Origin of the sequence: Streptomyces brevispora, from assembly GCF_007829885.1 — a bacterium.
Lineage (GTDB): Bacteria > Actinomycetota > Actinomycetes > Streptomycetales > Streptomycetaceae > Streptomyces > Streptomyces brevispora.
Genome location: NZ_VIWW01000001.1, coordinates 5,546,093 through 5,571,153 on the forward strand (window position 1 = coordinate 5,546,093; position 25,061 = coordinate 5,571,153).

Annotated in this window: 24 protein-coding genes and 1 pseudogene; 12 read left to right on the forward strand and 13 right to left on the reverse strand. The window is 70.8% G+C overall.

What is annotated here, in order from left to right; translation table 11 throughout:
• Positions 1–6 precede the first annotated feature (6 nt).
• From FHX80_RS25745 to FHX80_RS25755, 3 genes are all read right to left on the reverse strand, one after another.
• Complete coding sequence (locus FHX80_RS25745; RefSeq protein ID WP_145766364.1) at positions 7–249, reverse strand: hypothetical protein; 243 nt, start codon at positions 247–249, stop codon at positions 7–9.
• 76 nt (positions 250–325) lie between these two features.
• Positions 326–862, reverse strand: a complete 537-nt coding sequence (locus FHX80_RS25750; protein WP_145766365.1) for a GNAT family N-acetyltransferase — start codon at positions 860–862, stop codon at positions 326–328.
• Positions 863–908: 46 nt separating this feature from the next.
• Positions 909–1,631, reverse strand: coding sequence for a hypothetical protein (locus FHX80_RS25755; RefSeq protein WP_145767501.1), 723 nt, complete (start codon positions 1,629–1,631; stop codon positions 909–911).
• 294 nt (positions 1,632–1,925) lie between these two features.
• On the opposite strand from FHX80_RS25755, the gene gcl reads away from it, so the two are divergent.
• A complete protein-coding gene (gcl, locus tag FHX80_RS25760; protein ID WP_145766366.1) occupies positions 1,926–3,701 on the forward strand; it encodes a glyoxylate carboligase in 1,776 nt (591 codons plus the stop codon).
• A gap of 375 nt (positions 3,702–4,076) precedes the next feature.
• Here the strand turns inward: gcl and FHX80_RS25765 are convergent, their stop codons facing one another.
• The 3 genes from FHX80_RS25765 to FHX80_RS25775 form a co-directional block, all read right to left on the reverse strand.
• Positions 4,077–5,534, reverse strand: coding sequence for a catalase (locus FHX80_RS25765; protein WP_145766367.1), 1,458 nt, complete (start codon positions 5,532–5,534; stop codon positions 4,077–4,079).
• 249 nt (positions 5,535–5,783) lie between these two features.
• Positions 5,784–6,683: a 2-hydroxy-3-oxopropionate reductase gene (locus tag FHX80_RS25770; protein WP_145766368.1), complete on the reverse strand. Its 900-nt coding sequence runs from the start codon at positions 6,681–6,683 to the stop codon at positions 5,784–5,786.
• Positions 6,684–6,784: 101 nt separating this feature from the next.
• The gene (locus tag FHX80_RS25775) at positions 6,785–7,624 is read right to left on the reverse strand and encodes a TIM barrel protein (protein ID WP_145766369.1); all 840 of its coding nucleotides are present in this window, start codon (positions 7,622–7,624) and stop codon (positions 6,785–6,787) included.
• Positions 7,625–7,877: 253 nt separating this feature from the next.
• Here FHX80_RS25775 and FHX80_RS25780 point away from each other — a divergent pair, with 253 nt between their 5' ends.
• The 8 genes from FHX80_RS25780 to FHX80_RS25815 all read left to right on the forward strand — a co-directional run bounded on the left by FHX80_RS25780 (position 7,878) and on the right by FHX80_RS25815 (position 15,131).
• Positions 7,878–9,053, forward strand: coding sequence for a lactonase family protein (locus FHX80_RS25780; protein ID WP_145766370.1), 1,176 nt, complete (start codon positions 7,878–7,880; stop codon positions 9,051–9,053).
• Between the two features lie 90 nt (positions 9,054–9,143).
• Entirely contained in the window at positions 9,144–9,395 is a 252-nt protein-coding gene (locus FHX80_RS25785; RefSeq protein ID WP_244318437.1) for a thiamine-binding protein, read from the forward strand.
• Positions 9,392–9,769 (forward strand): helix-turn-helix domain-containing protein, encoded by a 378-nt coding sequence (locus FHX80_RS25790; protein WP_145766371.1) that lies wholly within the window; start codon positions 9,392–9,394, stop codon positions 9,767–9,769. Before FHX80_RS25785 ends, FHX80_RS25790 begins: the two co-directional genes overlap by 4 nt.
• A gap of 177 nt (positions 9,770–9,946) precedes the next feature.
• On the forward strand, positions 9,947–10,453 hold the full coding sequence (gene uraD / locus FHX80_RS25795; protein ID WP_145766372.1) for a 2-oxo-4-hydroxy-4-carboxy-5-ureidoimidazoline decarboxylase: 507 nt from the start codon (positions 9,947–9,949) through the stop codon (positions 10,451–10,453).
• 5 nt (positions 10,454–10,458) lie between these two features.
• Positions 10,459–10,851: a hydroxyisourate hydrolase gene (gene uraH, locus FHX80_RS25800; protein WP_145766373.1), complete on the forward strand. Its 393-nt coding sequence runs from the start codon at positions 10,459–10,461 to the stop codon at positions 10,849–10,851.
• Positions 10,852–10,858: 7 nt separating this feature from the next.
• Positions 10,859–11,791: a factor-independent urate hydroxylase gene (gene pucL, locus FHX80_RS25805; protein WP_145766374.1), complete on the forward strand. Its 933-nt coding sequence runs from the start codon at positions 10,859–10,861 to the stop codon at positions 11,789–11,791.
• Positions 11,792–12,022: 231 nt separating this feature from the next.
• Entirely contained in the window at positions 12,023–13,420 is a 1,398-nt protein-coding gene (locus FHX80_RS25810) for an 8-oxoguanine deaminase (protein WP_145766375.1), read from the forward strand.
• 235 nt (positions 13,421–13,655) lie between these two features.
• Positions 13,656–15,131, forward strand: coding sequence for a nucleobase:cation symporter-2 family protein (locus FHX80_RS25815; protein WP_244318438.1), 1,476 nt, complete (start codon positions 13,656–13,658; stop codon positions 15,129–15,131).
• Between the two features lie 78 nt (positions 15,132–15,209).
• Here the strand turns inward: FHX80_RS25815 and FHX80_RS25820 are convergent, their stop codons facing one another.
• The 3 genes from FHX80_RS25820 to FHX80_RS25830 form a co-directional block, all read right to left on the reverse strand.
• Positions 15,210–16,073: a chitosanase gene (locus FHX80_RS25820; protein ID WP_145766376.1), complete on the reverse strand. Its 864-nt coding sequence runs from the start codon at positions 16,071–16,073 to the stop codon at positions 15,210–15,212.
• A 182-nt stretch (positions 16,074–16,255) separates the two neighbouring features.
• A complete protein-coding gene (locus FHX80_RS25825; protein ID WP_145766377.1) occupies positions 16,256–17,095 on the reverse strand; it encodes a chitosanase in 840 nt (279 codons plus the stop codon).
• A 197-nt stretch (positions 17,096–17,292) separates the two neighbouring features.
• A complete protein-coding gene (locus FHX80_RS25830; RefSeq protein ID WP_145766378.1) occupies positions 17,293–17,898 on the reverse strand; it encodes a TIGR03086 family metal-binding protein in 606 nt (201 codons plus the stop codon).
• Positions 17,899–18,193: 295 nt separating this feature from the next.
• Here FHX80_RS25830 and FHX80_RS25835 point away from each other — a divergent pair, with 295 nt between their 5' ends.
• Entirely contained in the window at positions 18,194–19,189 is a 996-nt protein-coding gene (locus FHX80_RS25835) for a fibronectin type III domain-containing protein (RefSeq protein WP_145766379.1), read from the forward strand.
• A gap of 179 nt (positions 19,190–19,368) precedes the next feature.
• Positions 19,369–19,941: pseudogene (locus FHX80_RS25840) on the forward strand (glycoside hydrolase family 18 protein); the annotation flags it as partial.
• A gap of 123 nt (positions 19,942–20,064) precedes the next feature.
• Here FHX80_RS25840 and aceB read toward each other — a convergent pair.
• Together aceB and FHX80_RS25850 are read right to left on the reverse strand one after the other, a co-directional pair.
• Complete coding sequence (gene aceB, locus FHX80_RS25845; RefSeq protein WP_145766380.1) at positions 20,065–21,684, reverse strand: malate synthase A; 1,620 nt, start codon at positions 21,682–21,684, stop codon at positions 20,065–20,067.
• A gap of 234 nt (positions 21,685–21,918) precedes the next feature.
• Positions 21,919–22,542, reverse strand: a complete 624-nt coding sequence (locus FHX80_RS25850; protein WP_145766381.1) for a nucleotidyltransferase family protein — start codon at positions 22,540–22,542, stop codon at positions 21,919–21,921.
• A 218-nt stretch (positions 22,543–22,760) separates the two neighbouring features.
• Here FHX80_RS25850 and FHX80_RS25855 point away from each other — a divergent pair, with 218 nt between their 5' ends.
• Positions 22,761–23,063 carry a DUF5955 family protein gene (locus FHX80_RS25855; RefSeq protein WP_208764728.1) on the forward strand — a complete coding sequence of 101 codons (303 nt, stop codon included), beginning with the start codon at positions 22,761–22,763 and terminating at the stop codon, positions 23,061–23,063.
• A 114-nt stretch (positions 23,064–23,177) separates the two neighbouring features.
• On the opposite strand, the gene FHX80_RS25860 is transcribed toward FHX80_RS25855, so the two are convergent.
• Both FHX80_RS25860 and FHX80_RS25865 read right to left on the reverse strand, forming a co-directional pair.
• Positions 23,178–23,810, reverse strand: a complete 633-nt coding sequence (locus FHX80_RS25860; protein WP_145766383.1) for a response regulator — start codon at positions 23,808–23,810, stop codon at positions 23,178–23,180.
• Complete coding sequence (locus tag FHX80_RS25865; protein ID WP_145766384.1) at positions 23,807–25,012, reverse strand: sensor histidine kinase; 1,206 nt, start codon at positions 25,010–25,012, stop codon at positions 23,807–23,809. Before FHX80_RS25865 ends, FHX80_RS25860 begins: the two co-directional genes overlap by 4 nt.
• Positions 25,013–25,061: the final 49 nt, after the last annotated feature.

The following is a 25,061-nucleotide window of genomic DNA, read 5'->3' on the forward strand; positions in this document are numbered from 1 at the left end:
GCGCCGTCAGGCGGCTTCGATGATGTTGCCCGTGGCGGCGTTTTGGGTCGCGGACGCCCATTCGATCAGGAGCACCTCGTATGCGGCGGACTCCACGGAGGACCAGTCCTGTCCGGCGCGGGCGTCGACGAGTGCGCGGATCGCCTCGTTCGCCTCGACCGCGGCGGGGTGGGACGGCTGTGCGAGGTATGCGGGCTGCGGGGTGTGCGGCGGATCCGTGGGTGGAGAAAGCCGTGGAGTTAAGACCATGCGCCCCACTGTAGGGCCCGCCACCGACAACAGACCGAACATTTGTGTCCACTGGCTCGAACGTGACCGATAGCACTCACTGTGGCCGGGCGGTTTCTGTGAGCTGCGGCACGTCCCGGCGCATGCAGACCCTCGGCCACCGGTCCAGGCCGTGTTCCGCCTCCTCCGCCCGGATCTTCCGCAGCCCGTCGGTGAGTTCGGATTCCGTCAGCACGCGGAAGCCGAGCCGCGCGTAGTACGGCGCGTTCCACGGAACGTGGGAGAACGTCGTCAGGGTGAGCCCGCCCAGGCCCTCGGCCGCCGCCCAGCTGCCCGCATGCCCGATGAGGCCACTGCCCAGTCCGCGCCGGGCGGCCGACGGATGGACCGAGACCTGCTCGATATGGCCGGCGCCGTCGACCGGATCGGCGACGAGATAGCCCAGCGGCCGGTCGTCGGCGCGGACGGTCACCCAGGCGCGGCCGGCCCGGCGGTACTCGTCCAGAACGTCCAGGGACGGCGGCTCGTCGTCGGCCACGAGGGACATGCCGACGGTGCGGAAGGGTTCGCCCGCGGCACGCTCGATGTCCTGAAGCAGGGGGAGATCCGAGCGTCGTGCGGGGCGGATACGCATGTCTCAGTATGGCGCGTGATGCCCGCGGAGCGGTACGGGCAGGAGCTCAGGCGCCGGGGCTGACCAGTTCTTCCGCCGGGCCGTTCACCGGCTGCGGGGTCCCGGTCAGATCCATGACGAAGAGCGGGATGACGAGTCCGTCCGCACGCTGCCGGGCATCCGGCGCGTACCCGGCGAGCGAGAAGAACACACCGGACACCGAGGCGCTCAGCGCGTTGAGCCACAGGCATTCGACATCGCGCAACGCGGTCGGCCGGGTGGTGGAGTCGACCTGGGCGATCAGCCCCGCCGCCCGCAGATCGATCCGGGACGAGGGGCGTCCGGCGGGCTGGACGACCTCGCGGTACCCGAGCCACTTCAGATACAGGGCGGCGGCGCCGACCGCGTCCTGTGCGGTACGGATCGTCAGTGGCCGGAAACCCGGCCGCGGGGCCGCGGCCGTGCGCGGCAGCAGGATGTGCGACGGCCGCACCGGCCGGGACGCGGTCCCCGGCGCACGGCCGGGAGCCGCCACCGGGCGGACCGGGATCCGCAGCACCGCCCCGCACGGGCAGCACAGTTCGGGCTGCGGCCACTGGTCGTGCCGCCCGCAGGCGCGGCAGCGCGCCGTCACCCAGTCGTCGGTCCAGGTGCGGTGGGTGATTCTCGTGACGGGGGCGCCGCGCAGCAGCGGCGTGGTGGTCGGGGCGCCGCACGGGCACGGGTAGGCGGGTGTGGCGTACATGTGGTCGCGGCGGCAGACCGGGCACCGTACCGGCAGTGACTCCACCATGACCTCCCTCCGCCGCGCGGACCGCGGGCGGCCCCGGAATCCGGGCCGACTCCGCTCCGTACCCCCATGCTCCACCAAGAGCGAGGTCCCGGGGAGGAAGTTGAGGCACTTCGCGGGACCGCCCCCCGTTCGGGCCGCACCCCCGCCGCCTCTCTTGACGGCGGTCCGGGCGCACTTTAGATTTGCTTCCGTATAGCAGAATCAATATTCCGTAATGCGGAATTGGTGCTCTCAGGTGGCGCGACAGAGCCCGACTCCACCCAGGTCCGAGCAGGAGCACTCATGCCTCGAATGACCGCTGCCCGAGCGGCAGTTGAGATCCTCAAGCGCGAAGGCGTCAGCAACGCGTTCGGTGTGCCGGGCGCGGCGATCAACCCCTTCTACGCGGCCCTCAAGGCCTCCGGCGGGGTTCATCACACGCTCGCCCGCCATGTCGAGGGCGCCTCCCACATGGCGGAGGGCTACACCCGGGCCCGCCCGGGGAACATCGGCGTCTGCGTCGGTACGTCGGGACCGGCCGGCACCGACATGATCACCGGCCTCTACTCCGCCATCGCCGACTCCGTCCCGATCCTGTGCATCACGGGCCAGGCCCCGACCGCGGTGCTCCACAAGGAGGACTTCCAGGCCGTCGACATCGCGTCGATCGCCAGGCCGGTCACCAAGGCGGCCACCACCGTCCTGGAGGCCGCGCAGGTCCCCGGCGTCTTCCAGCAGGCCTTCCACCTGATGCGCACCGGCCGTCCCGGCCCGGTCCTCATCGACCTGCCGATCGACGTGCAGCTCACCGAGATCGAGTTCGACCCCGATCTGTACGAGCCGCTGCCGGTGCACAAGCCCGCCGCGACCCGCAAGCAGATCGAGCGCGCCCTGGAGATGCTGAACGACTCCGAGCGGCCGCTGCTCGTCGCGGGCGGCGGCATCATCAACGCCGACGCGTCCGAACTCCTGGTGGAGTTCGCCGAACTGACCGGTGTCCCGGTCGTCCCGACCCTGATGGGCTGGGGCGTCCTGGCCGACGACCACGAGCTCAACGCGGGCATGGTCGGCCTCCAGACCTCGCACCGCTACGGCAACGCGAACTTCCTGGAGTCCGACTTCGTCCTCGGCATCGGCAACCGCTGGGCCAACCGCCACACCGGCCGCCTGGACGTCTACACCCGGGGCCGCACGTTCGTCCACGTCGACATCGAGCCCACCCAGCTGGGCAGGATCTTCGCCCCCGACCTCGGCATCGCCTCCGACGCCAAGGCCGCGCTGGAGCTGTTCGTCGAGGTGGCGCGCGAGCTGAAGGCGGCCGGCGGGCTCAGGGACCGCTCGCAGTGGGCCGCGTCCACGCAGGAGCGCAAGGCCACCCTCCAGCGGCGCACGCACTTCGACAACGTGCCGCTGAAGCCGCAGCGGGTGTACGAGGAGATGAACCGGGCCTTCGGGCCCGAGACCCGGTACGTCACCACGATCGGCCTCTCCCAGATCGCGGGCGCGCAGATGCTGCACGTCTACCGGCCGCGCCACTGGATCAACTGCGGCCAGGCGGGCCCGCTCGGCTGGACCGTCCCGGCCGCGCTGGGTGTCGCGACGGCCGACCCCGGGGGCTCAGTCGTCGCGCTCTCCGGCGACTACGACTTCCAGTTCATGATGGAGGAGCTCGCGGTCGGCGCGCAGCACCGCATCCCGTACGTGCATGTCCTGGTGAACAACTCCTACCTGGGGCTGATCCGCCAGGCGCAGCGCAACTTCGACATCGACTTCCAGGTCAACCTGGAGTTCGAGAACATCAACTCGCCGGAGCTGGGCGGCTACGGGGTGGACCACGTCAAGGTCGTGGAGGGCCTGGGCTGCAAGGCGATCCGGGTCACCGAGCCGGACCGGCTGCTGCCGGCCTTCGAGGAGGCCAAGAAGCTGGCGGCGGAGTTCCGGGTGCCGGTGGTCGTCGAGGCGATCCTGGAGCGGATCACGAACATCTCGATGAGCGGTACGGACATCGCCTCGGTCAACGAGTTCGAGGACGTCGCGTCGGAGCCGGGCCACGCGCCGACGGCGATCCGCCCGCTGGCCACGGCCTGACCCGTCGGGCCGCGGCCCCCGCCTCCCCGATACGGGTGGCGGGGGCCGCGTCGTCGTGTCCGCCATCGCCGGACGGGCTCGAGCGATGTCCTCCAGCGCCGGAGGGCTCGATGCGCGGGCCCACCGCGGCATGCCGAAAGGGCGTGGAGCACGGGACCGTGATCCGTGCTCCACACCCTGGTGAGGGGAGTGACTGGGGCCGCGGCGGCGGGGCGAGGAGGCGGCGGGCCCCGGCTCCTTCAGGTCAGGAGACGGGGTCCGCCGCCCACACCACCGCACTGGCGTCGCACAACCGCCGCGGCCTCGTCCTGCCCGCGACGTGCGCGACCCCTCATCCGGGCGGGCGCAACGGTGCGGGCAGGGCAGGTGGGAGGCTCAGTCCTCGCGCAGGGCGTGGACGGCCTCCTCCACGCGCTTGCCGTACTCGGCGTCCGCGGCGTGGAAGTGGGCGAGGTTCTTCTCGATCACGTCGTCCCGGGTGACCTGGGACAGGCTGCCCGCGATGTTGGCGATCAGCCGGCCCTTCTCGTCGTCCGACATCAGCCGGTACAGCTCGCCCGCCTGGAAGAAGTCGTCGTCCTTGGCGTGGGCGGGCGCCTGGTGCGTGCCGGTCCAGCCCTGGACGGCCAGCGGGGCGGAGTGCGCCGCGCCCGTCTGGGCCGGGCCCGCGTACGAGTTGGGCTCGTAGTTCTTGTCGTGCCGCGCACCGTGACGCGTGGCGTGCAGTCCGTCGCGGCCGTAGTTGTCGACGACGGCCGTACGCGGCGCGTTCACCGGCAGCTGGGTGTGGTTGACGCCCAGCCGGTAGCGGTGTGCGTCCGCGTACGCGAACAGCCGGCCCTGGAGCATCTTGTCCGGGGACGGGCCGATGCCGGGCACGAAGTTGTTCGGGGAGAACGCGGCCTGCTCGACCTCGGCGAAGACGTTGTCCGGGTTGCGGTCCAGGACGAGCCGGCCCACCCGCTGGAGCGGGTAGTCGCTGTGCGGCCACACCTTGGTCAGGTCGAACGGGTTGAAGCGGTAGTCCGCGGCGTCGGCGGCCGGCATCACCTGCACATGCAGCGTCCAGGACGGGTTCATGCCGCGCTCGATCGCCTGCAGCAGGTCCGTCTGGTGCGAGGAGGCGTCCTTGCCGACGAGCTCCGCGGCCTGGCCGGCGGAGAGCGAGCGCACGCCCTGGTTGGTCTTGAAGTGGTACTTGACGAAGAAGGCCTCGCCCGCGGCGTTCGTCCACTGGTAGGTGTGCGAGCCGTAACCGTTCATGTGGCGGTACGAGGCCGGGATGCCCCGGTCGCCCATCAGCCAGGTCACCTGGTGCGTCGCCTCGGGAGCGTGGGCCCAGAAGTCCCAGACGTTGTCCGGCTCCTGACGGCCCGTGAACGGGTCGCGCTTCTGCGAGTGGATGAAGTCGGGGAACTTGATCGGGTCCTTGATGAAGAACACCGGGGTGTTGTTGCCGACCAGGTCGTAATTGCCCTCGTCCGTATAGAACTTGAGGGCGAAACCGCGCGGGTCGCGCACCGCGTCCGCGCCACCGAGCGAGTCGGCGACCGTCGAGAACCGGATGAAGGTCTCGGTGCGGCGGCCCACCTCGGAGAGGAAGTCGGCGCGGGTGAAGCCGGTGACGTCGTCGGTCACCTCGAAGTAGCCGTACGCGCCGGAGCCCCGGGCGTGCACCACGCGCTCCGGGATGCGCTCCCGGTTGAAGCGGGCGAGCTTCTCCAGGAGGTGACCGTCCTGGAGGAGGATCGGGCCACCGACGCCTGCGGTGGCGGAGTTCTGGTTGTCGGCGACCGGGGCGCCTGACTCGGTCGTAAGCACACGCTGCGTCATGGTGTCGGGGTGACCTTCCGTACGGGAGCTGCTGAACTGCGAGGTCCTGGGGGCTCCAGGAGCGTAAGGACGCCCCGAACCTGACGTCAACAGTTTGTTGAAATTCTCGGTGGAGTGGTGTTCCGGACGGCGTCGGCGCCTGGGCGCGACAGGACAGGTGTCAGCGCCGACGCCGTCCGGAAGTCTGTGGGCCGGAGCGCGAGCACCCCGGGCGGGGGGAGAGTGCCGGCGGGGCCCGGCCGCGGTGGATCAGGCCCCGACGGGCCGGCCGGAGAGGCGCTCGACCGAGCGGAGCAGCGCCGAGTGGTCCAGGCCGCCGTCGCCCTGTGCGCGCAGCGAGGCGACGAGCTGGGCGACGACCGCGCCCACCGGCAGCGCGGCCCCGACGTTGCGGGCGGCGTCCGTGACGATGCCCATGTCCTTGTGGTGCAGGTCGATCCGGAAGCCGGGTGCGAAGTCCCGGTTCAGGAAGTTGGCCTTCTTGCGGGTCAGCACGGTCGAGCCGGCCAGTCCGCCGTTGAGGACGTCGAGCGCGGCGGCGAGGTCGACCCCGGACTTCTCCAGGAAGACGACGGCCTCGGCGCAGGCCTGGATGTTGACCGCGACGATCAGCTGGTTGGCGGCCTTCACCGTCTGGCCGCAACCGTGCGGACCGCAGAGCACGATGGTCCGGCCCAGTGCGTCGAGCACCGGCCTGGCGGCGTCGAAGTCGGCCTGCTCGCCGCCGACCATGATGGAGAGCACGGCCTCGATCGCGCCGGCCTCGCCGCCGGAGACGGGGGCGTCCAGCACGCGGATGCCCTTGTCGCGGGCGCGCTCGGCGAGGTCCACGGAGGTCTGCGGGGTGATCGAGGACATGTCGACCAGCAGCGCGCCGCGCCTCGCGTTCTCCAGGATGCCCTCGGGGCCGTACGCGATGGCCTCGACCTGCGGGGAGGCGGGCACCATCGTGACGATCACGTCGGCGTCCCTGACCGCCTCGGCGATCGAGGAGGCACCGGTGCCGCCGGCCGCGGCCAGCCGGTCCACCTTGTCCTGCTCCAGGGTGTAACCGGTGACGTCGTAACCGGCCTTGATCAGGTTCTCGGACATGGGCGAGCCCATGATGCCGAGCCCGATCCACGCAACCTTGGGGAGGTTGTTGCTCATGAGGGTGCCTTCCGATCGGCGTGTGTGGTGGGGGTCGTCGAACTGCCGTCCGTGCGACGGACGGCAGTTCGATGACAGGCCTCAGGGGGAGCCGGCCACCCTCAGCGGGCGGCCCGCGCGGCAGCCGGGAGCCACCCGACGGACTCGGCGCTCGACCGGTCGCCCGGCTTGTACTCCAGGCCGACCCGGCCGTCGTAACCGGCCTCGGCCAGCTCGTCGAGGAGCTGCTCCAGCGGGAGCGAGCCGGTGCCGGGCGCGCCGCGCCCCGGGTTGTCGGCGATCTGCACGTGGCCGGTCCTGCCGGCGTACGCGGTGATGACCTGGCTGAGGTCCTCGCCGTTCATCGACAGGTGGTACAGGTCCATCAGGAACTTCGCGTTGCCGAGGCCGGTCGCCGCGTTGATCCGGTCGACGACCTCGATCCCGGCCGGCGCGCTGACCAGCGGGTAGCGCGGTGACTCCGGCGCGTTCAGGGTCTCGATCAGCAGGACTGCCCCGATCCGGTCCGCCGCGCGGGCGGCGAGGACCAGGTTCTCCAGGGCGAGTTCGTCCTGCACCGCCGGATCCACGCCGTCGATCCGGTTGCCGTAGAGCGCGTTGAGCGCCTTGCAGCCGGTCGCGGCGGCGAAAGCGGCCGCCACCTCGATATTGGCGCGGAAGCGGTCCGACTCGGTGCCGGGCACGGAGAGTGCGCCGCGGTCGGGGCCGGGCAGCTGTCCGGCGTAGAAGTTCAGGCCCACCAGTTCGGTGCCCGCGTCGTCGAGCGCCTTCTTGAGGGCGTCGAGTTCGGCCTGTGGAGGAGTGGGGGTCTCGGTCCACGGCCACCACAGCTCGACCGCGGTGAAGCCCGCCGCGGCTGCTGCCGCCGGGCGCTCCAGGAGCGGGAGTTCCGTGAAGAGGATCGAGAGGTTCACATCGAAGCGCTGGTCCGGGTAGCCCATGAGGGTTTCGGTGCTCCTTCCGTATTGCGGAAGTTAGTTTCTGCTCAACGGAAGATTGCCCGGGGGGTCGATGGGCTGTCAAGGGGGTGCCCGGAATTCGGGCCGGTCGGCGACCGTCGGGGCCGGTCGGGGCGGGGCGGCGCAGGACGTGGTTGCGCCCTGCGCAATGGCCGGTGCAGCTCTTGCGGCAGCTGTTCGGGCAGGTCACTGTGGCTGACACATCCGACGCAGCCGACCCCACGAGGTGCCTCGCATGACCACCCCCACGAACCGCCGCACCCTCCTCGGAGCACTCCTGGCGGGCGGTGTCCTCGCCGCCGCCCCCTCGCGTCCACGCTCCGGACATCCCGGCCGGGCGCCGCGCACCGCCGAAGAGGGGGCGCGCGCGACCGCCACGCTCTTCCTCGGCACCTACACGTCAACCACCCCCGGAGGCACCGGAATCGGCGTCGCCTCGTACGACCCGGTGGCCGGGACCATCGCCGCGGGCACCGTCGTCACCGGCGTCCAGAACCCCTCGTACCTCGCGCTGCACCCCACCGGCGGCACGCTCTACGCCGTTGACGAGCAGCAACGGGGCGGCATCACCGCGGTGGCGCTCGCCGACGACGGGACCTTCCGGGTGCTGGGGACGCGGGACACCGGTGGCGCCGGACCCTGCCACCTCTCGGTCCACCCCGGCGGAAAGTGGCTGTTCAGCGCCAACTACACCTCCGGCAGCGTCGCCGTGCACCCGCTGGCCGCCGACGGCACACCGGGGGAGCGCACCGGCCTGGTCGCCCACACCGTCCCCGCACCCGGACCGGGTCAGGACGGTCCGCACGCCCACCAGATCGTCACCGCCCCGGACGGCGGCCACGTCCTCGCCGTCGACCTGGGGAACGACACGGTGTACACCTACCGGCTCGACGAGGACCGCGGCACCCTGGAACAGCTCTCGTACGCCGCGCTGCGCCCCGGCGCCGGACCGCGCTCGCTCACCTTCCACCCCGGCGGCCGCCACGCCTATCTGGCCTGCGAGGTCGACAACACGGTCGTGGTCTGCGGCTACGACCCCGCCACCGGTGTGCTCACCCCGGGCACCCCGCAGTCCACCGGAACGGGCAGTGGCACCAGCTACCCCGCCCAGCTGCTGGTCACCGGTGACGGCCGCTTCGCCTATCTGGCCAACCGCGGGCACAACAGCCTCACCCGGTACGCGGTCGAGGACGGCGGGGCCACGCTGCGGCTGCTCGACACGGTGCCGGTCGGCGGCGACTTCCCCCGGCACATCGCCTTCTCCCCGGACGGGGCGCTGCTCCTCGCCGCCAACCAGAAGTCCGGCACCGTCACGGTGTTCCGGGTCGACGGGGAGAGCGGCGCCCTGGCGTCCGTGGGAACGCCCTTCGCGGCCCCTGCCGCGGTCTGCGTGCTGCCGCTGCCGCGGTAGCGGTCGCCGGGGTGTGCCGGTGCCCGTCCGTTAGGGTCGTGCCCGAGCCGCGGGGTTCCCCGCCGCGGGGACACGCACCATGGAGGCACAGTGCGCTTGCGCGTGGAGTTCACCACCGAGCCCTTCGATCTCGACGAGGCGCCGGCCCACGCGGTCGTCGCCCGCGAGGTCGTCCAGTCGGCCCACCTGGACGCCGTGGACGTCGGCCCCTTCGGCAACACCGCCGAGGGGGGCGCCGACGAGGTGCTCACCGCGGTGGACTCCCTCCTGCGCCAGGCCCTGGCATCAGGTGCCACCCGGGTCTCCCTCCAGGTCAACGTGATCGGGGAGGACTCCAAGTGACCGCGCCCTCGGACCACCCCCTCGTCGCCGCGGTCAAGCCGCTCGTCGACGCCATGGGCGCCGAACTGCTCGGACCCGAGCAGGCGCAACCCGACGACGTCGTGCTGTCCTGGGAGGGGCTGGACGTCGTGGCGGTCCGACTGCCGCAGCTCTCGGACTCGCTGGATCACATCCTGGCCGCCATGGAGCGCCGGCACGGCATGCCGCTCGCCGAGCTGGACCGCAGAACCAAGCAGGCGGTCGTGCGGACCCTGGAGGCGCGTGGTGCCTTCTCCGTACGCCATGGCGTGGAGACGGTGGCCGGGGCGCTGGGGGTCAGCCGGTTCACCGTCTACAACTACCTGAACAGGGATATCGCGCCGAAGAGCGAGTAGTCGGGCCTGCTGACGGGTGCGGTCCGGGCAGCGTCACGGCAGGCCGTCGTCCGGACCATCGGGTGACGGCCTTTTACGTGAACGTAATTTCAACAAAGTGTTGACGTGGTGTTGTTGAGGGCGTTAGCTATCCGCAGCCCGACCGACGCACAGCGAAGAACAGCCACGGAGGCTCCCGTGACTTCGAGCTCCACACCGGGCCTGGCCCGGTTCAACACCCTGGCGGACCACGAGGCGGCCGCCGCTCTCCACGAGGTGTGTGCCAGCGCGGCCTGGGGGAGGAAGATCCTCTCCGGGCGGCCCTACACCACGGCGGAAGCCCTGCTCTCCGCGAGCGACACCGCCACAGCGGCCCTCGACACGGCGGACCTGGCCGAAGCCATGGCCGGTCACCCGCCCATCGGCCGCCCGAAGCCCGGGGACCCGACCTCCTCCCGCGAACAGCGGGGGATGGCCGGCGCCACCGAGGAGCTCAGGGCCGAGATGCTCGAACTCAACCTGGCCTACCAGGAGCGGTTCGGACATGTCTTCCTGATCTGCGCCACCGGCGCCACCGGAGAGCAGATGCGTGACGCGCTGAAGGCCCGGTCCGGCAACTCGCCCGAGCAGGAGCGCGGACATGTGCGCACCGAACTGGGCAAGATCAACCGCATCAGGCTGAACCGTCTCGTCGAAGAGGAGTGAGGGGCTTGAGCACCTTCGCCACCGCATCGGTGTCCACCCACATCCTGGACACCAGCATCGGCCGCCCCGCCGCAGCCGTCGCCGTCGCACTCGCCGCCCGCACGGGCAGCGACGCCCAGTGGGTGGCGCTCGGCGGTTCCGCGACCGATGCGGACGGGCGCTGCAAGGACCTGCCGGCCCTGCCGGAAGGAACCACCCACGTACGGCTCGACTTCGAGACCGAGCCGTACTTCGCCAGCAAGAAGCAAGCCGAGGCGCAGCAGGACGCCCCCCGCGCAAGGGACAGCGGTGCGTTCTTCCCGGAGGTGGCGATCACGTTCGCCGTCACCCCGGGCGAGCACTTTCACGTACCGCTGCTGCTCAACCCGTTCGGCTACTCCGTATACCGAGGGAGCTAGCAGACACATGCCCACGATTCTCGGCCAGAACCAGTACGGCAAAGCAGAGAACCGCGTCGTCAGGATCACGCGGGACGGCGACACCCACCACATCAAGGACCTGAACGTCTCGGTCGCCCTCTCCGGTGACATGGCCGACGTCCACTACTCCGGCTCCAACGCGAACGTCCTGCCGACCGACACCACCAAGAACACGGTGTTCGCGTTCGCCAAGAAGTACGGCATCGAGTCCGCCGAGCAGTTCGGTATCCACCTCGCCCGCCACTTCGTGTCGTCGCAGGAACCGATCCAGATCGCCCGCATCCGGATCGAGGAGTACTCCTGGGAGCGCATCGAGACCTCCGGAGGCAACTCCCGGTTCATCGGCGCCGACGAGGTGAAGCACTCCTTCGTGCGCAAGGGCCAGGAGACCCGCACCGCCCAGATCACCTACGACGGTGAGAAGTGGGAGGTCATCTCCGGACTCAAGGAACTCTCGGTGCTGAACTCGACGAACTCCGAGTTCTGGGGCTACGTCAAGGACGAGTACACGACGCTCAAGGAGGCACACGACCGCGTCCTGGCCACCGACGTGTCCGCCAAGTGGCGGTACAACTGGACCAGCGACGAGGCTCGCATGCCGAACTGGGAGAAGTCCTACGAGCAGGCGCGCAAGCACATGCTCGAAGCCTTCGCGGAGACGTACTCCCTCTCCCTCCAGCAGACCCTCTACCAGATGGGTTCGCGCATCATCAACAGCCGCAGCGAGATCGACGAGATCCGTTTCTCGCTGCCGAACAACCACCACTTCCTGGTGGACCTGGAGCCGTTCGGGCTGAAGAACGATACCGCTGACGGTGCGGTCTACTTCGCGGCCGACCGCCCGTACGGGCTCATCGAGGCGACCGTGCTGCGGGACGGCATCGAGCCGCGTATCCCGGTCGACCTGACCAACCTCTGACGCGGCGCCGCGCGGTTCCCGTCCGTTCGCGGCGGACGGGGACCGGCCGATCGCGGTGTGCCGGCGGCCGGCTGCCGTGCGTCAACGGTGCCCGGTCCGCCGGGAGCGCTCGTCGCGGTCCTGCTCAGTCTGTTCCTCCACCATCTCGGCACCCACAGCCGCACGGCCGTGGCACTCAAATCCTCCTGGGGTCCTGCCGTGCCCGCATCGTTGATGAGAGAAGGAAGCACCATGGCAGCACCGGCAGCCTCCGATCGTGTGGAACGCATCGTCATCGAGAACTGCTCGATCGCGACCGTCGACGCCGACGACACCGAGTACGCCTCGGGCCACGTCGTCGTCGCGGGCAACCGCATCGAGTCCGTCGGCGCCGGCCGGGCGCCGGAGGGCCTGGAACACGTCGTACGCCGGATCGACGGCACCGGGCATCTCGTCACGCCCGGTCTGATCAACACCCATCACCACTTCTACCAGTGGATCACCCGCGGTCTGGCCACCGACCACAACCTCTTCGAATGGCTGGTCGCGCTGTACCCGACGTGGGCGCGCATCGACGAGCCGATGGCCCGTGCCGCCGCGCAGGGTTCGCTCGCCATGATGGCCCGCGGCGGTGTGACCACCGCCATGGACCACCACTACGTCTACCCGCGGGGCTCCGGCGACCTGTCCGGCGCCATCATCGGCGCCGCCCGTGACATGGGCGTACGGTTCACGCTCGCCCGCGGTTCGATGGACCGCAGCGAGAAGGACGGCGGGCTGCCGCCGGACTTCGCCGTGGAGAGCCTCGAAGGCGCCCTGGCCGGCACCGAGGCGGCCATCGACGCGCACCACGACGCCTCCTTCGACGCGATGACCCAGATCGCCGTCGCACCCTGCTCACCCTTCTCCGTGTCCACCGAACTGATGCGACAGGGAGCCGAGTTGGCACGCCGTCGCGGAGTGCGGCTGCACACCCACGGCTCGGAGACCGTGGAGGAGGAGAAGTTCTGCCACGAGCTGTTCGGCATGGGCCCGACCGACTACTTCGAGTCGACCGGCTGGCTCGGGGACGACGTGTGGATGGCGCACTGCGTCCACATGAACGACTCCGACATCGCCGCCTTCGCCCGCACAGGCACCGGCGTCGCGCACTGCCCGTCCTCCAACGCCCGGCTGGCCGCGGGCATCGCCCGGGTCCCGGACATGCTCGCCGCGGGCGTCCCGGTCGGCCTCGGCGTCGACGGCACCGCGTCGAACGAGTCCGGCGAGCTCCACACCGAACTGCGCAACGCCCTCCTCATCAACCGCCTCGGTCCGCACCGGCAAAGGGCCCTGAATGCCCGTCAGGCCCTGCGCCTGGGCACGTACGGCGGCGCCCAGGTCCTCGGCCGCGCCGCCCAGATCGGCTCCCTGGAGCCCGGCAAGCTCGCCGACCTGGTCCTCTGGAAGCTGGACACCCTCGCTCACGCCTCCATCGCCGACCCGGTGACCGCCCTGGTCTTCGGCGCCGCGGCCCCGGTCACCCTCTCCCTCGTCAACGGCAAGCCGGTCGTCGAGGGCAACCACCTCGTCACCGTGGACGAGGACGCCGTCGCCCGCGCCACCCGCGAAGAGGCCCGCCGCCTCGCGCGGATCGCCGCCGGGGCCTGACGGCCCGGCGCCCCCGAACCGGCCGGCCGAGGGGGACGGCCCTCGACCGGCCGCCGCGGACCCGAGCGGGGTCCGCGGCAACCGGTACGGGGGGTGCGTACCCATGCGTACACGCCTCCCGTACCGCTGAACCGAGCTGCCCGCACCAGCTGCACGACCTGCACGACCTGCACCAACGCACCACCTCCCTGACACCCATGTCGCCGCAGACGTGTACCCGACCGGAGGAACCGCCGTGGCAGCCACACCCAGGTTTCGCAATGACGCAGACAAAGACACAGAAGCAGCAGCAGGAGCAGAGGCAGGGGGAGGTAAAGGCGCAGCACCCGACCGGATCCATCCGGTCGACGAGGCGCTTCCCCCACTGAAGATGTTCACCAGCGGCCTCCAGCACGTGGCCGCGATGTACGCGGGTGTCGTGGCCCCGCCCATGATCGTGGGTCCCGCCGTGGGCCTCACCCCGAAGGAGACCGCCTTCCTGATGGGGGCGAGCCTGTTCACCGCGGGCATAGCCACCCTGCTCCAGACCCTCGGCTTCTGGCGTATCGGCGCCCGGCTGCCGTTCGTCAACGGCGTCTCGTTCGCCGGGGTGACGCCCATGGTGGCGATCGGCAAGGACCGGGGACACGACGGCATTGCCGTCATCTTCGGCGCGATCATCGTCGCGAGCCTCCTCGGCTTCGTCCTCGCCCCCTACTTCTGCAAACTGGTCCGCTTCTTCCCGCCCGTCGTCACCGGCACGGTCATCACCCTGATCGGTGTCTCCCTGCTGCCGGTCGCCTTCAACTGGTCCCAGGGCGGCAACGCCACGGCCGACGACTACGGCTCCACCACCAACATCACCATGGCGGCGGTCACCCTGGTGATCGTCCTCGCGCTGAGGAAACTGCTCCGCGGCTTCCTCCAGCAGATCGCGATCCTGCTCGGACTCATCGCCGGCACACTCATCGCGATCCCGGTCGGCATCACCGACTTCGGCGCCATCAAGGACGCCGACGTGGTCGGCTTCCCCACCCCGTTCCACTTCGGGGCACCGCAGTTCGAGATCGCCGCGATCGTCTCGATGTGCATCGTCATGCTCGTCTGCATGACCGAGTCGACCGCGGACATGCTGGCGCTCGGCAAGATCGTCGGTCGTCCGGCCGACGAACGGACCATCGAGGGAGGTCTGCGCGCCGACACCCTGGGCAGTGCCGTCAGCCCGCTGTTCAACGGCTTCATGTGCAGCGCCTTCGCCCAGAACATAGGGCTGGTCGCGATGACCAAGGTCCGCAGCCGCTTCGTCGTCGCCGCGGGCGGCGGCATCCTCGTCCTGCTCGGCCTGTTCCCGGTGGCCGCGTCCGTCATCGCGCTGGTACCGCTGCCGGTTCTCGGCGGCGCCGGGATCGTGCTCTTCGGGTCGGTCGCCGCGAGCGGCATCCAGACGCTCGCGAGCGCCGCTCTGGAGAAGGGCGAGAACGCGCTGATCGTGGCCGCCGCCGTCGGCATAGGCCTGATACCGATCGCCGCCCCGGAGTTCTACCACGCGTTCCCCGAGGACCTGCTCGTCGTGCTGGACTCCGGGATATCCACCGGGTGCGTCGTGGCGATCGTCCTCAACCTGGCCTTCAACCACCTGGGCCGGAAGCCGGACACCGAGGAGGGTGCGGAGGGGAACGCCGACCCGGAGAGCCGGGAAACCGTCAACGCGGCACCCGTGGGCGCGCACTGACAGTTGGTCAAAGCGCCGTGGCGCGCCCGGTCCCACCCGTGAGGGGGACCGGACGCGCCACAGCCGGGTACGGGCAGGTCAGCCGATGTGGAAGCTGTCGCCGTACACCTTCCAGTTGAGCGGCGGGTTCAGGTTCAGATTGCCGTTCTTCAGGAAGACCCGCTGGGCGGTGTCCACCCGGCTGGTGTCCGAGTGGGCCTCCTCCTGCTGCATGGCCCAGACCCGCGCGTCCAGGAACGCATTGAGGTAGGTGACCTCGTTGCCGCCCTGGGCCGGCGGCTTCGCCTTCGCGAGGGCCCGCTTGCGGATGCTGCTGAAGCTCGTGCTGTCGCCGCCGTCGCCGTGCATGACGATGGCGTCGTAGTACGCGAACTGGCCGAGCGTGCCCAGCCCGTCACTCTTGCCGCGGCTCACCGCCGGGTTGAAGTAGACCCGGTCGCGCTCGTCGTTCTGCGCCTGCTGGAACGCCGAGTCAGCCGCGGCCTTCTTCCAGTCGGCCTGGAAGCCCGGGTCGAGGCCCTTGTGCGAGTCGGTGCCGTGCACCTGGCGCAGGGCGGGCAGGTACTTCGCCAGGACGTTGCCCGGCTTCCGCGCGGTGTACAGCTCCACCAGGTCCAGCATGTCGCCGGTGCCGGAGCAGAAGCCGATGATGCCCGCGGTGTAGCCGCGGCCGTCCTTGATGTCCTCGATGTACTTGTACTGGGACTTCCAGTCCAGCGAGGAGTTCTCCGCGCTGGAGACCAGTTGCATGGCGATGTCCTTCTTCGCCGGGTCGTCGAGCCCGGTCGCGGCGGCGGCCCGGAGGTGTGCGGCCGAGGGTGCGGGGGTGGTGCCGGCGAACGCGGTGGCGGGAACCGCCGTGAGCGTCAGCCCGAGGGCGACGAGCGCGGCGCGCAGTGTTCGGGTGTTTCGACGTGCGGTGCGCTTGTGGGGAGCCTTCACCAGTCCTCCAAGGGAGTTCGTCGTTCCGAGTCCTCTGTTAGGAAGCTTTCCTATCAGAGTCGAACGACTGTCGTACACCCCTGCGACGCAGATGAGTCAAGGACGGCCCGGAGGACACGGAAGGCCCCGCACCGGACGCGCGGACGCCGGGTGCGGGGCCTTGGACGGGGCCGGCCGGTCGGCTACGGACTCTCGATCCGGTAGCTGTCGCCGTACACCTTCCAGCTCAGCGGCGTCTCCAGGCCGAGCTTGCCCTGGCGTACGAAGACCCGCTGAGCCGTCTCGATCCGGCTGGTGTCGGTGTGCGAGGGCTCCTTGCGCATCGCCGCGATCCGGGCATCCAGGAACCCGTCGAGATACGCCACCTCGGCGCCGCCCTGCGCGGGGGTGCGGGCCTTCGCGAGCGCGTGGCGGCGCATCGTACGGAAGCCGACCGTGCCGTCCGCGTCGGCGGAGCCGTGCATCACATAGGCGTCGTAGTAGATGAACTGACCCAGTGCGCCGAGCCCGTCCGCCTTCGCCTGTGCGACCGCGGGGCCGAAGTACGAGGCGTCCCGCTCGGCGTCCTGCGCCGACCGGAAGGCCGCGTCGCCGGCCGCGTCCGCCCATGCCGCGGTGAACGGGCGGCCGAGCCCGGTGTGCGCGTCGGTGCCCTCCACCGCCCGCAGTGCCGACAGGAACCGCTCCAGCGGATTCCCGGGCCGGGCCTTCGCGTACCGCTCGACGACGCGTCGCATGTCGCCGGTGCCGGAGCAGAAGCCGATGATGCCCGCGGTGTAGCCGCGGCCGTCGTCGATGTCCTCGATGTACTTGTACTGGGACTTCCAGTCCAGCGAGGAGTTCTCCGCGCTGGAGACCAGTTGCATGGCGATGTCCTTCTTCGCCGGATCGTCGAGCCCGGGCGCCGGGACATCCTTGCCGTAGGCGGTGTCCGGTCCGGCTCCCGAACATCCGGAGAGCACGGCCACGGCCATGACGAGGGCGGCGACCGGTGCGATCAGGGAACGCGTGCTGAGCTTCACCCCTCAAGCCTGCCAGGCCGCGGGAGCGATCTTCGCTCATTCGGCGGCAGTGTCACGGGCGGGGACGAGCCGACGGAGCCACCCCGCAGGCCGTCCGGGGTGTCCGGCGGTCGGGGGCTCGTCGGTCGCGGGCCCGACGGACCGTCGGGCCCAACGGTCCGGGCGCCCGGCGGCCTGGGTCTCCTGGCGCCCGGATGTCAGCCGCCCGGCTTCCAGTCGGGGCGCCGGCCGCTCCGGGCGACCGCCCGGTCCAGCAGCGGAGCATCGTCCGGCACCGGGACCCGCGGGCCGAACGGAGCGCCGGCCGGAGGGCTGTCGCCCATCGCGGCCAGCAGGCCCAGCGTGGAGTGCAGATGCGCATCCTCGGCCCGGAACGGCTGCCCGGTCGCCCTCGCCAGGTCCCAGCCGTGCAGCACCAGTTCGTTGAGCGCGACCATGCCCGCCACCTCGCCCGGCAGATCCACGCTGCCCGCCCGGCTCATGCCCTGCCAGGCGTCGGGGGAGCGCCAGGCGTTGACCATCCTGTCCAGCGCCACGGGCAGCGTGCCGCGCCAGTCGTCACCGAGCACCATCTCCCTCACCGCGGGTGCCGTGTCGGTCGCCGGTCCCGGCTCCTTGTGCGCGGCATCGCGGAAGGCCACGGCGAGTCCGCCGATGTGGGCGAGCAGGGCGCTCACCGTGACACCGGGGCAGGGGGTCGGTGCGGACAGCCACGTGTCATCGACCGCGTCGAGCAGCCCGATGATCTGCCGGGCCGCCGGTTCCAGATCCTGCGGGGGAGCGGTCTTCGTCTCGTTGTCCATACAGTGCGGACTCCCCGCGCGCGCCGAACTCATCGCCCGGCGACACGCCGGCTGCCCCGGACCCGTGGCCCGGCGCACCACGCGCGCCCCCGCAGGACGATCCGGCTCGGTGATCCAGTACCGCCGGATCGACGGTCCGACGCGCGGCGCGGCCCGACCGTACGCCAACCGGCCCTGCCGGGAACGCGGTCCGGTCCGGGCGCGGTGCACACCGGCATATTGCGGAACGTTCTGCTCCGCCCCCTTGTCGGAGACCCCCGCCTCATGCGATACAGGTCTGGACCATTGCTGCCGGATGGAAGGCAAGACCGTGCAACGTCCCCACGCACCTGCGGCGTTGGCCAGTTCAGCCGCCCTGCTCCTCGCCGCGCTCACCGCCTGTGGCGGTTCCGGGACCGCGGCCGACACCCGTGGTCCCACGACACCGCACGGGGTGACGGTGCAGGCCAGTAGCGCCACGTCCGCGCATGTGATGTGGGAGGCGGCCACCGACGACAGGGCCGTCACCGCGTACGAGATCTACCGCAAGGGCAAGAAGGTCAAGACCGTCCCGGCGGCCAAAGTGATGATCGACATCGACGGGCTGACCGCCTCGACGGCGTACACCTTCACCGTTCGCGCCCGCGACGCCGCCGGGAACCTCTCCGCGCCGAGCGCCGCCGCGTCCGTCACCACTCCCGCACCGACCCCGGCCGACCACGAGGCCCCGACCCGGCCGGTGAAACTGCGCGGCAAGGCGGATGGAAGCCGGGCGGCCACGCTGTCCTGGGGTGGCTCCACGGACGACGTCGGCGTCACCTCGTACGACATCTACCAGGAGGACTCGCGCATCCACAGCGTGCCCGGCACGCGGACCACGGCACATCTGACCGGGCTGCGGCCCGGCACGGTCTACACCTTCACCGTTTGCGCCCGCGACGCCGCCGACACCTCGTCGAAGGACAGCAACGCCTTCGACCTCACCACCGCCTCCGCCCCCGGAGCGCCCGCCTCCACCGCCCCCACCGACCTGCGGATCACGAGCGGCGCCCAAGGCAAGGAGTACGTCGTCGATCTGGACTGGAAGCAGCCCGAGACCGGCGGCGAGATCCCGGCCTACCAGCTCTATCTGGACGGCCGGCTGACCACCACGATCGTCTGGGGAGGCAAGCCGCCCACGGGTCGCGCGAGCTACCGGCTCACCGTCAGCGACCCCCGCGGCACCCGTTACTCGATGAAGATCCGCGCCAAGCTGCCGGACGGGAAGTGGGGGGACTTCTCCGCCCAGCGCACGGTGATGCTCGGCGGCTGACCGGCCTTCAGGCGTGCCGAGGCCTGCTCCATATGGTCGGACCTCTCGCCCGCAGTGGTCGGCGGTCTCGTCGTGGCCGGTGTGCGACGGCCAGAAAATGCCAAGGGGTCTGTACCTCTTGACGATGTGGTCCAGACCACTTGGTTTCCGCTGTGCTCCATGGAACCAAGTTCACCCGCTGGGACCTGAGCAAGGTCTTCGACTTCCTCGACGTGGCCAACGTCCAGGGCTACGACTTCCACGGCTCCGGCAGCGACAACTCCTGGGAACCGAACCGCACCGGCCACCAGGCCAACCTCTACTCCGACGCCCAGGACCCGTACGACTTCCACTTCAGCGCGGACGCCGCGATCAAGGCGTACACGGACGCGGGCGTCGAACCCGCAAGCTGACCCTGGGCATCCCGTTCTACGGCCGGGGCCGGCAGAACGTCACCGACGGCGGGGCGGCGGGCGAATGGCAGTCCGCGGGCGGAGCGGCCTTGGGCCAGTTCGCCGAGGAAGCCGGCACCCGCGGGTACTCCAACCTCATCGGCGCCTACCCGATGATGACAGTCCGTCACGACGAGCAGTCGGTGTCCACGTACGGCTACACCGGGAACCAGTGGTGGTCCTTCGACGACACCTGGTCCATCGGCAAGAAGGCGGCCTACGTCAAGAACAAGGGCTTGCTCGGCGTCATGGTCTGGGAGATGTCGGGGGGACACCCCGCAGGGGACCCTCCTCAACGCGCTCGACACCGGGCTGAAGTAGCGGTTCCCCCCGTGACGGGAAGCCCGCTTCCTGTCACAGGCAGTCCGTGGCCCGGGAGATGACGGCTTCGCCCCCGGTGCCGTGCGGTACCGGGGGCGAAGCACGTCACTGGTGCGAGAGGCGTCAGCCCAGCCGCTCGTACGCCGGCAGCGTCAGGAAGTCCGCGTAGTCCTGGTCCAGGGAGACCTGGAGCAGGAGGTCGTGGGCCTGCTGCCACTTGCCGGCGGCGAAGGCCTCGTCGCCGGTCTCGGCGCGGATCGCGGCCAGTTCCTCGGCCGCGATCCTGCGGGCCAGCTCCGCCGTGGCGTGTTCGCCGTTCTCGAAGACCACGTCCGCGTTGATCCACTGCCAGATCTGCGAGCGCGAGATCTCCGCGGTGGCCGCGTCCTCCATCAGGTTGAAGATGGCGACCGCGCCCATGCCGCGCAGCCAGGCCTCGATGTAGCGGATGCCGACCGCGACGGCGTTGCGCAGACCGTCGTAGGTGGGCTTGGCGTGCAGGGTGTCGATGGCGATCAGGTCGCCGGCGGCCACCGAGACGTCCTCGCGCAGGCGTTCCTTCTGGTTCGGCTTCTCGCCGAGCACCGCGTCGAAGGAGGCCATGGCGATCGGGACCAGGTCGGGGTGGGCGACCCAGGAGCCGTCGAAGCCGTCGTTCGCCTCGCGGTCCTTGTCGGCCTTCACCTTCTCGAACGCGACCTTGTTGACCTCGGCGTCACGGCGGGACGGGATGAACGCAGCCATCCCGCCGATCGCGTGGGCACCGCGCTTGTGGCAGGTGCGGACGAGCAGTTCCGTGTACGCCCGCATGAACGGGGCCGTCATCGTCACGGCGTTGCGGTCCGGCAGGACGAACTTGGTACCGCCGTCACGGAAGTTCTTGATGATGGAGAAGAGGTAGTCCCAGCGGCCCGCGTTCAGCCCGGAGGCGTGCTCGCGCAGCTCGTAGAGGATCTCCTCCATCTCGTACGCGGCGGTGATCGTCTCGATCAGGACCGTGGCGCGGACGGTGCCCCGGGGGATGCCGAGCCGGTCCTGGGCGAAGACGAAGATGTCGTTCCAGAGTCGGGCCTCCAGGTACGACTCCGTCTTCGGCAGGTAGAAGTACGGGCCCTTGCCGAGGTCGATGAGGCGCTGGGCGTTGTGGAAGAAGTAGAGGCCGAAGTCGACCAGCGCGCCGGGCACCGGAGTGCCGTCGAGCTGGAGGTGCCGCTCGTTCAGGTGCCAGCCGCGCGGGCGGGTGACGACGGTCGCGAGCTCGTCGGCGGGCTTCAGGGCGTACGACTTGCCGGACCTCGGGTCCGTGAAGTCGATCGCGCGGTTGTAGGCGTCCATCAGATTGAGCTGGCCGAGGACGACGTTCTCCCATGTGGGGGCGGACGCGTCCTCGAAGTCGGCGAGCCAGACCCTGGCGCCCGAGTTCAGGGCGTTGATCGTCATCTTGCGGTCGGTCGGACCGGTGATCTCCACCCGGCGGTCGTTCAGGGCCGCGGGGGCCGGTGCGACCATCCAGGAGTCGTCCGCACGGATCGCCGCGGTCTCCGGCAGGAAGTCCAGCGTGGAGGTACGGGCGATCTCGGCGCGGCGCTCGCCGCGGCGGGCGAGCAGCTCGTTCCGGCGCGGGGTGAACCGGCGGTGCAGCTCGGCCACGAACGCGAGGGCCGCGGGGGTGAGGACCTCGTCCTGCCGGGGCAGGGGCTCGGCATCGACGATGGCCAGCGAGGACGGCGCTGGTGCGGACATGAGCTGTCACTCCTTCAGCGGGCGGTGCGGGCGGCGTCTCACGGCCGTCGGGTCGCCTGAAACGGCACGGCGTGCCATGGCTCCGGGATACGTCCGTGGTCGCCGTCTGAGGTGCAGAGGGCTTCTGACCAGTGGATAGTAGTTTCCTCATGGTGGAAGTTCAATGGTTTGTTGACGTCGAGACTCTCCGGGTCGACAGAAGTGGACCCGTGCTGGCGCAGCGTGCCATCACACTCACTCAAGGTGGGTCAGGTCCTCCGTCGTGTCGATGTCGTACGCCTGAGCCACATCGGAACACTCGACGAGCCCGATCGCATCGCGGTGCGCCCGCAGATAGGCGCGCGCGCCCTGGTCGCCCACCGCCCCCGCCGCGATGTCTGCCCACAGATCGGCCCCGAACAACACCGGATGCCCGCGTTCCCCCTCGTACGAGGCCGCGGCGAGACTCGTCCGGGAGCGGTACGCCGACCGCACCCGCGCCACCGCCTCCGCGCCGATGCCGGGCTGGTCGACGAGCAGGACGAGGACCGCGTCCGCGTCCGTGCCGGCGAGGGCGCCGAGGCCGGCCCGGAGCGAGGAGCCCATGCCCGCGGTCCACTCCGGGTTGACCGTCACCGTGCAGCCGGACAGCTCCGCCCTGGCCCGCACCTCGTCGGCCGCCGCGCCGAGCACCACGTGGACCGGACCGCAGCCGCCGTCCCGCAGCGTGCGTACCGCGTGGTCGGCGAGGAGGCGGCCGCGGTGCTCCAGCAGCGCCTTGGGGCGGCCGCCCAGCCGGCGCCCGCCGCCCGCGGCGAGGAGCAGCCCGGCGACGACCGGGGCGGCGGACGGGGAAGGGGGAAGCGATGCGCTTGTCATGCGGACTGGATACCTCAGACGGACGGCTTCCGCACAGGCGTACCGTTTCTGCAACCCACTGTGATCGCGTGGGACACACCGAGTTCCGTCCGCGGAGTGGCGCCCGGCACCTGTCATGGCGTTAACTTGCCCGCACCCCCGGACACTTGACCACGGTTCGGGGTTTGGCCGAGACGCTGGCACAAGGATGTGCGAGGGGGAGTGCTTTGTTGAAAAGTGTGGGGCAGGCGCGCGTGACCAGCAGCAACGAGGATCCGCGGGTGACGGAGTTGCGTACGGCTGTCTCCCGGCTCCGCCGGGAGCTGGCCGGACATCCCGCGGAGTTCCCGGACCGCGTGATCGCCGAGGACGAACTGGCGGCGCTGGACGCGATGGCGGTCAGCGGCGTGCCCGAGATTCCGCGGCTGCGCCGGTCGCTGCTGCTGATCGCGGGGGCGATCGGCTCCGTCAGCGCCCTGGCGTCGGCGCTCAGGGACGTACGGGTGGCCGTGGACCTCTTCGGCGAGCCGCCGCGCCGCTGACCCGGAACGCACGGATCCCGGCTCGCGCGCTCAGGACGGTGCCCATGCTCCAGCGTTCGTGGCTCACGGGCTCAGGACGGTTTCCGGCTCGCGCGCTCGGTGGAGGGCGGCGGTTCAGCGGCGGATGAGCCTGCGGGCCGTCGCCGCCGCGACCGCCGCCGTACGCGAGTCGACGCCCAGCTTGGCGTAGATGTGCACCAGATGGGACTTCACCGTCGCCTGGCTCAGGAACAGCTTCTTGCTGATCTGCAGGTTCGACAGGCCCTCGCCGACCAGTTGCAGGACCTCCAGCTCTCGCTTGGTGAGGGCCTCCGCAGGGGTCCGCATGCGGTCCATCAGCCGGTGCGCGACGGCAGGGGCGAGAGCGGACCGGCCGGCCGCCGCCGTACGGACCGCGGCAGCCAGCTCTTCGGGCGGGGCGTCCTTCAGGAGATAACCGGCGGCGCCCGCCTCGACCGCGGCCAGGATGTCGGCGTCCGTGTCATACGTGGTGAGGATCAGCACCCGGGGCGCGTCCGGCACCGCGGTGATCGCGGCGGTGGCCTCGGAGCCGTGCAGACCCGCACCGAACTGCAGGTCCATCAGGACGACGTCGAACTCGCCGGTCGCGGCCAGCGCGACGGCCTGTTCGGCGGTCGCGGCCTCGGCGGCGACCTGGAAGTCCGGCTCGGTGTCCAGGACGGCCCGCAGCCCCGCCCGGACCACCGGGTGGTCGTCGGCGAGCAGCAGCCTGATCGGCTTGGTCATGCGGAGTCCTGTCCGTTCGGGCCGACGGGGAGCGGCAGCGTGAGGGCGACGGCCGTGCCCTGGCCGGGCGCCGACTCGACGCTCAGCGTGCCGCCCAGGGAGCGGGCCCGGGACCGCATGGCGGGCAGCCCGAAGCCACCGGTTCCGGTGCCGTCGCCCGCGGTGGCGGTGCCGGGCGAGAAGCCGCGGCCGTCGTCGACCACGTCCAGCGACACGGAGGTGCCCATGAAGCTCAGCGTGATCTCGGCCCGCCGCGCCCCGGCATGCTGCACGGTGTTGGCCAGTGCCGACTGCGCGGTACGCAACAGCGCCACCTCGTACGGGGTGGGCAGCTCCACCGGGGTGCCGCTGACGGCGAACTGCGCCGTGAGCGCGGAGTCGGTGGTGCGGGCCGAGAGCCGTTCCAGGGCGGCCGCCAGTGAGCCGTTCTCCAGGTCGGGCGGGGTCAGGGCGCGGACGAAGCGGCGGGCCTCGGCGAGATTGTCCTGGGCGGCCTCGCGGGCCTGACGGACATGGGGGGTGGCGGGCGCGTCCGGCTCCAGGGTGCGTTCGGCGGCGCGCAGCAGCAGCTGAATGCTGGAAAGCCCCTGCGCGAGCGTGTCGTGGATCTCCCGTGCCAGCCGTTCGCGTTCGGCCAGCGTGCCGGCGGTGCGTTCGGCCGCCGCGAGCTCCGCCCGGGTCGAGACGAGCTCCTCGATGAGTTCGCGGCGCCGCTCGCTCTCCCGGAACAGTGCGTCGTACCCGAGCACCGTGGCGACGGCGACCGCCGCGCCGAGCAGCGGACCGATGAAGGTGCCGGGCGTGACCGCCTGCCCGTGCACCAGGAAACTGGTGATGGCGGCGGCCGCGGTCACCACGACGGCGGGCAGGCCCCAGCGCATCGGCAGCAGATGCAGCTGAAGGAAGTAGAGCGGGAAGGCCACCCACAACCCGTCCGGCGAGAAGGCCAGCAGCACGAGCCAGAGCGCCCCCAGTGCGGCGAGCCAGCACGCCCCCGCCCGGGTCCCCGGCTGTACGGCGGGGGCGAGCGCACCCGCCGCGTACACCGCGGCCACTACGCAGGAGACCGTGACGACGGCGGCGGAGTGCGGGTCCCCGCCGCTGACGGCCTTGACGGCGGCCAGCGTCAGCAGCCCCAGCAGCAGGGCGTGCAGGCACAGCCGCAGCGCGGCGGCGACCGGCGGGTGGACACGTGTATCCATGATTCGTCCAGCGTAGGCGTGGGGCGCCCGGTGCCGGTCAACCGAAAGG

Bases quoted from the DNA above. Each gene is read 5' to 3' on its own strand.
- pucL (WP_145766374.1), top strand. From the start codon at position 10,859: ATGCCCACGATTCTCGGCCAGAACCAGTACGGCAAAGCAGAGAACCGC.
- aceB (WP_145766380.1), bottom strand. From the start codon at position 21,684: ATGTCCGCACCAGCGCCGTCCTCGCTGGCCATCGTCGATGCCGAGCCC.
- gcl (WP_145766366.1), top strand. From the start codon at position 1,926: ATGACCGCTGCCCGAGCGGCAGTTGAGATCCTCAAGCGCGAAGGCGTC.
- FHX80_RS25750 (WP_145766365.1), bottom strand. From the start codon at position 862: ATGCGTATCCGCCCCGCACGACGCTCGGATCTCCCCCTGCTTCAGGAC.
- FHX80_RS25780 (WP_145766370.1), top strand. From the start codon at position 7,878: ATGACCACCCCCACGAACCGCCGCACCCTCCTCGGAGCACTCCTGGCG.
- FHX80_RS25850 (WP_145766381.1), bottom strand. From the start codon at position 22,542: ATGACAAGCGCATCGCTTCCCCCTTCCCCGTCCGCCGCCCCGGTCGTC.
- FHX80_RS25775 (WP_145766369.1), bottom strand. From the start codon at position 7,624: ATGGGCTACCCGGACCAGCGCTTCGATGTGAACCTCTCGATCCTCTTC.
- FHX80_RS25765 (WP_145766367.1), bottom strand. From the start codon at position 5,534: ATGACGCAGCGTGTGCTTACGACCGAGTCAGGCGCCCCGGTCGCCGAC.
- FHX80_RS25865 (WP_145766384.1), bottom strand. From the start codon at position 25,012: ATGGATACACGTGTCCACCCGCCGGTCGCCGCCGCGCTGCGGCTGTGC.
- FHX80_RS25860 (WP_145766383.1), bottom strand. From the start codon at position 23,810: ATGACCAAGCCGATCAGGCTGCTGCTCGCCGACGACCACCCGGTGGTC.
- FHX80_RS25830 (WP_145766378.1), bottom strand. From the start codon at position 17,898: ATGGACAACGAGACGAAGACCGCTCCCCCGCAGGATCTGGAACCGGCG.
- FHX80_RS25810 (WP_145766375.1), top strand. From the start codon at position 12,023: ATGGCAGCACCGGCAGCCTCCGATCGTGTGGAACGCATCGTCATCGAG.
- FHX80_RS25835 (WP_145766379.1), top strand. From the start codon at position 18,194: ATGGAAGGCAAGACCGTGCAACGTCCCCACGCACCTGCGGCGTTGGCC.
- FHX80_RS25770 (WP_145766368.1), bottom strand. From the start codon at position 6,683: ATGAGCAACAACCTCCCCAAGGTTGCGTGGATCGGGCTCGGCATCATG.
- FHX80_RS25745 (WP_145766364.1), bottom strand. From the start codon at position 249: ATGGTCTTAACTCCACGGCTTTCTCCACCCACGGATCCGCCGCACACC.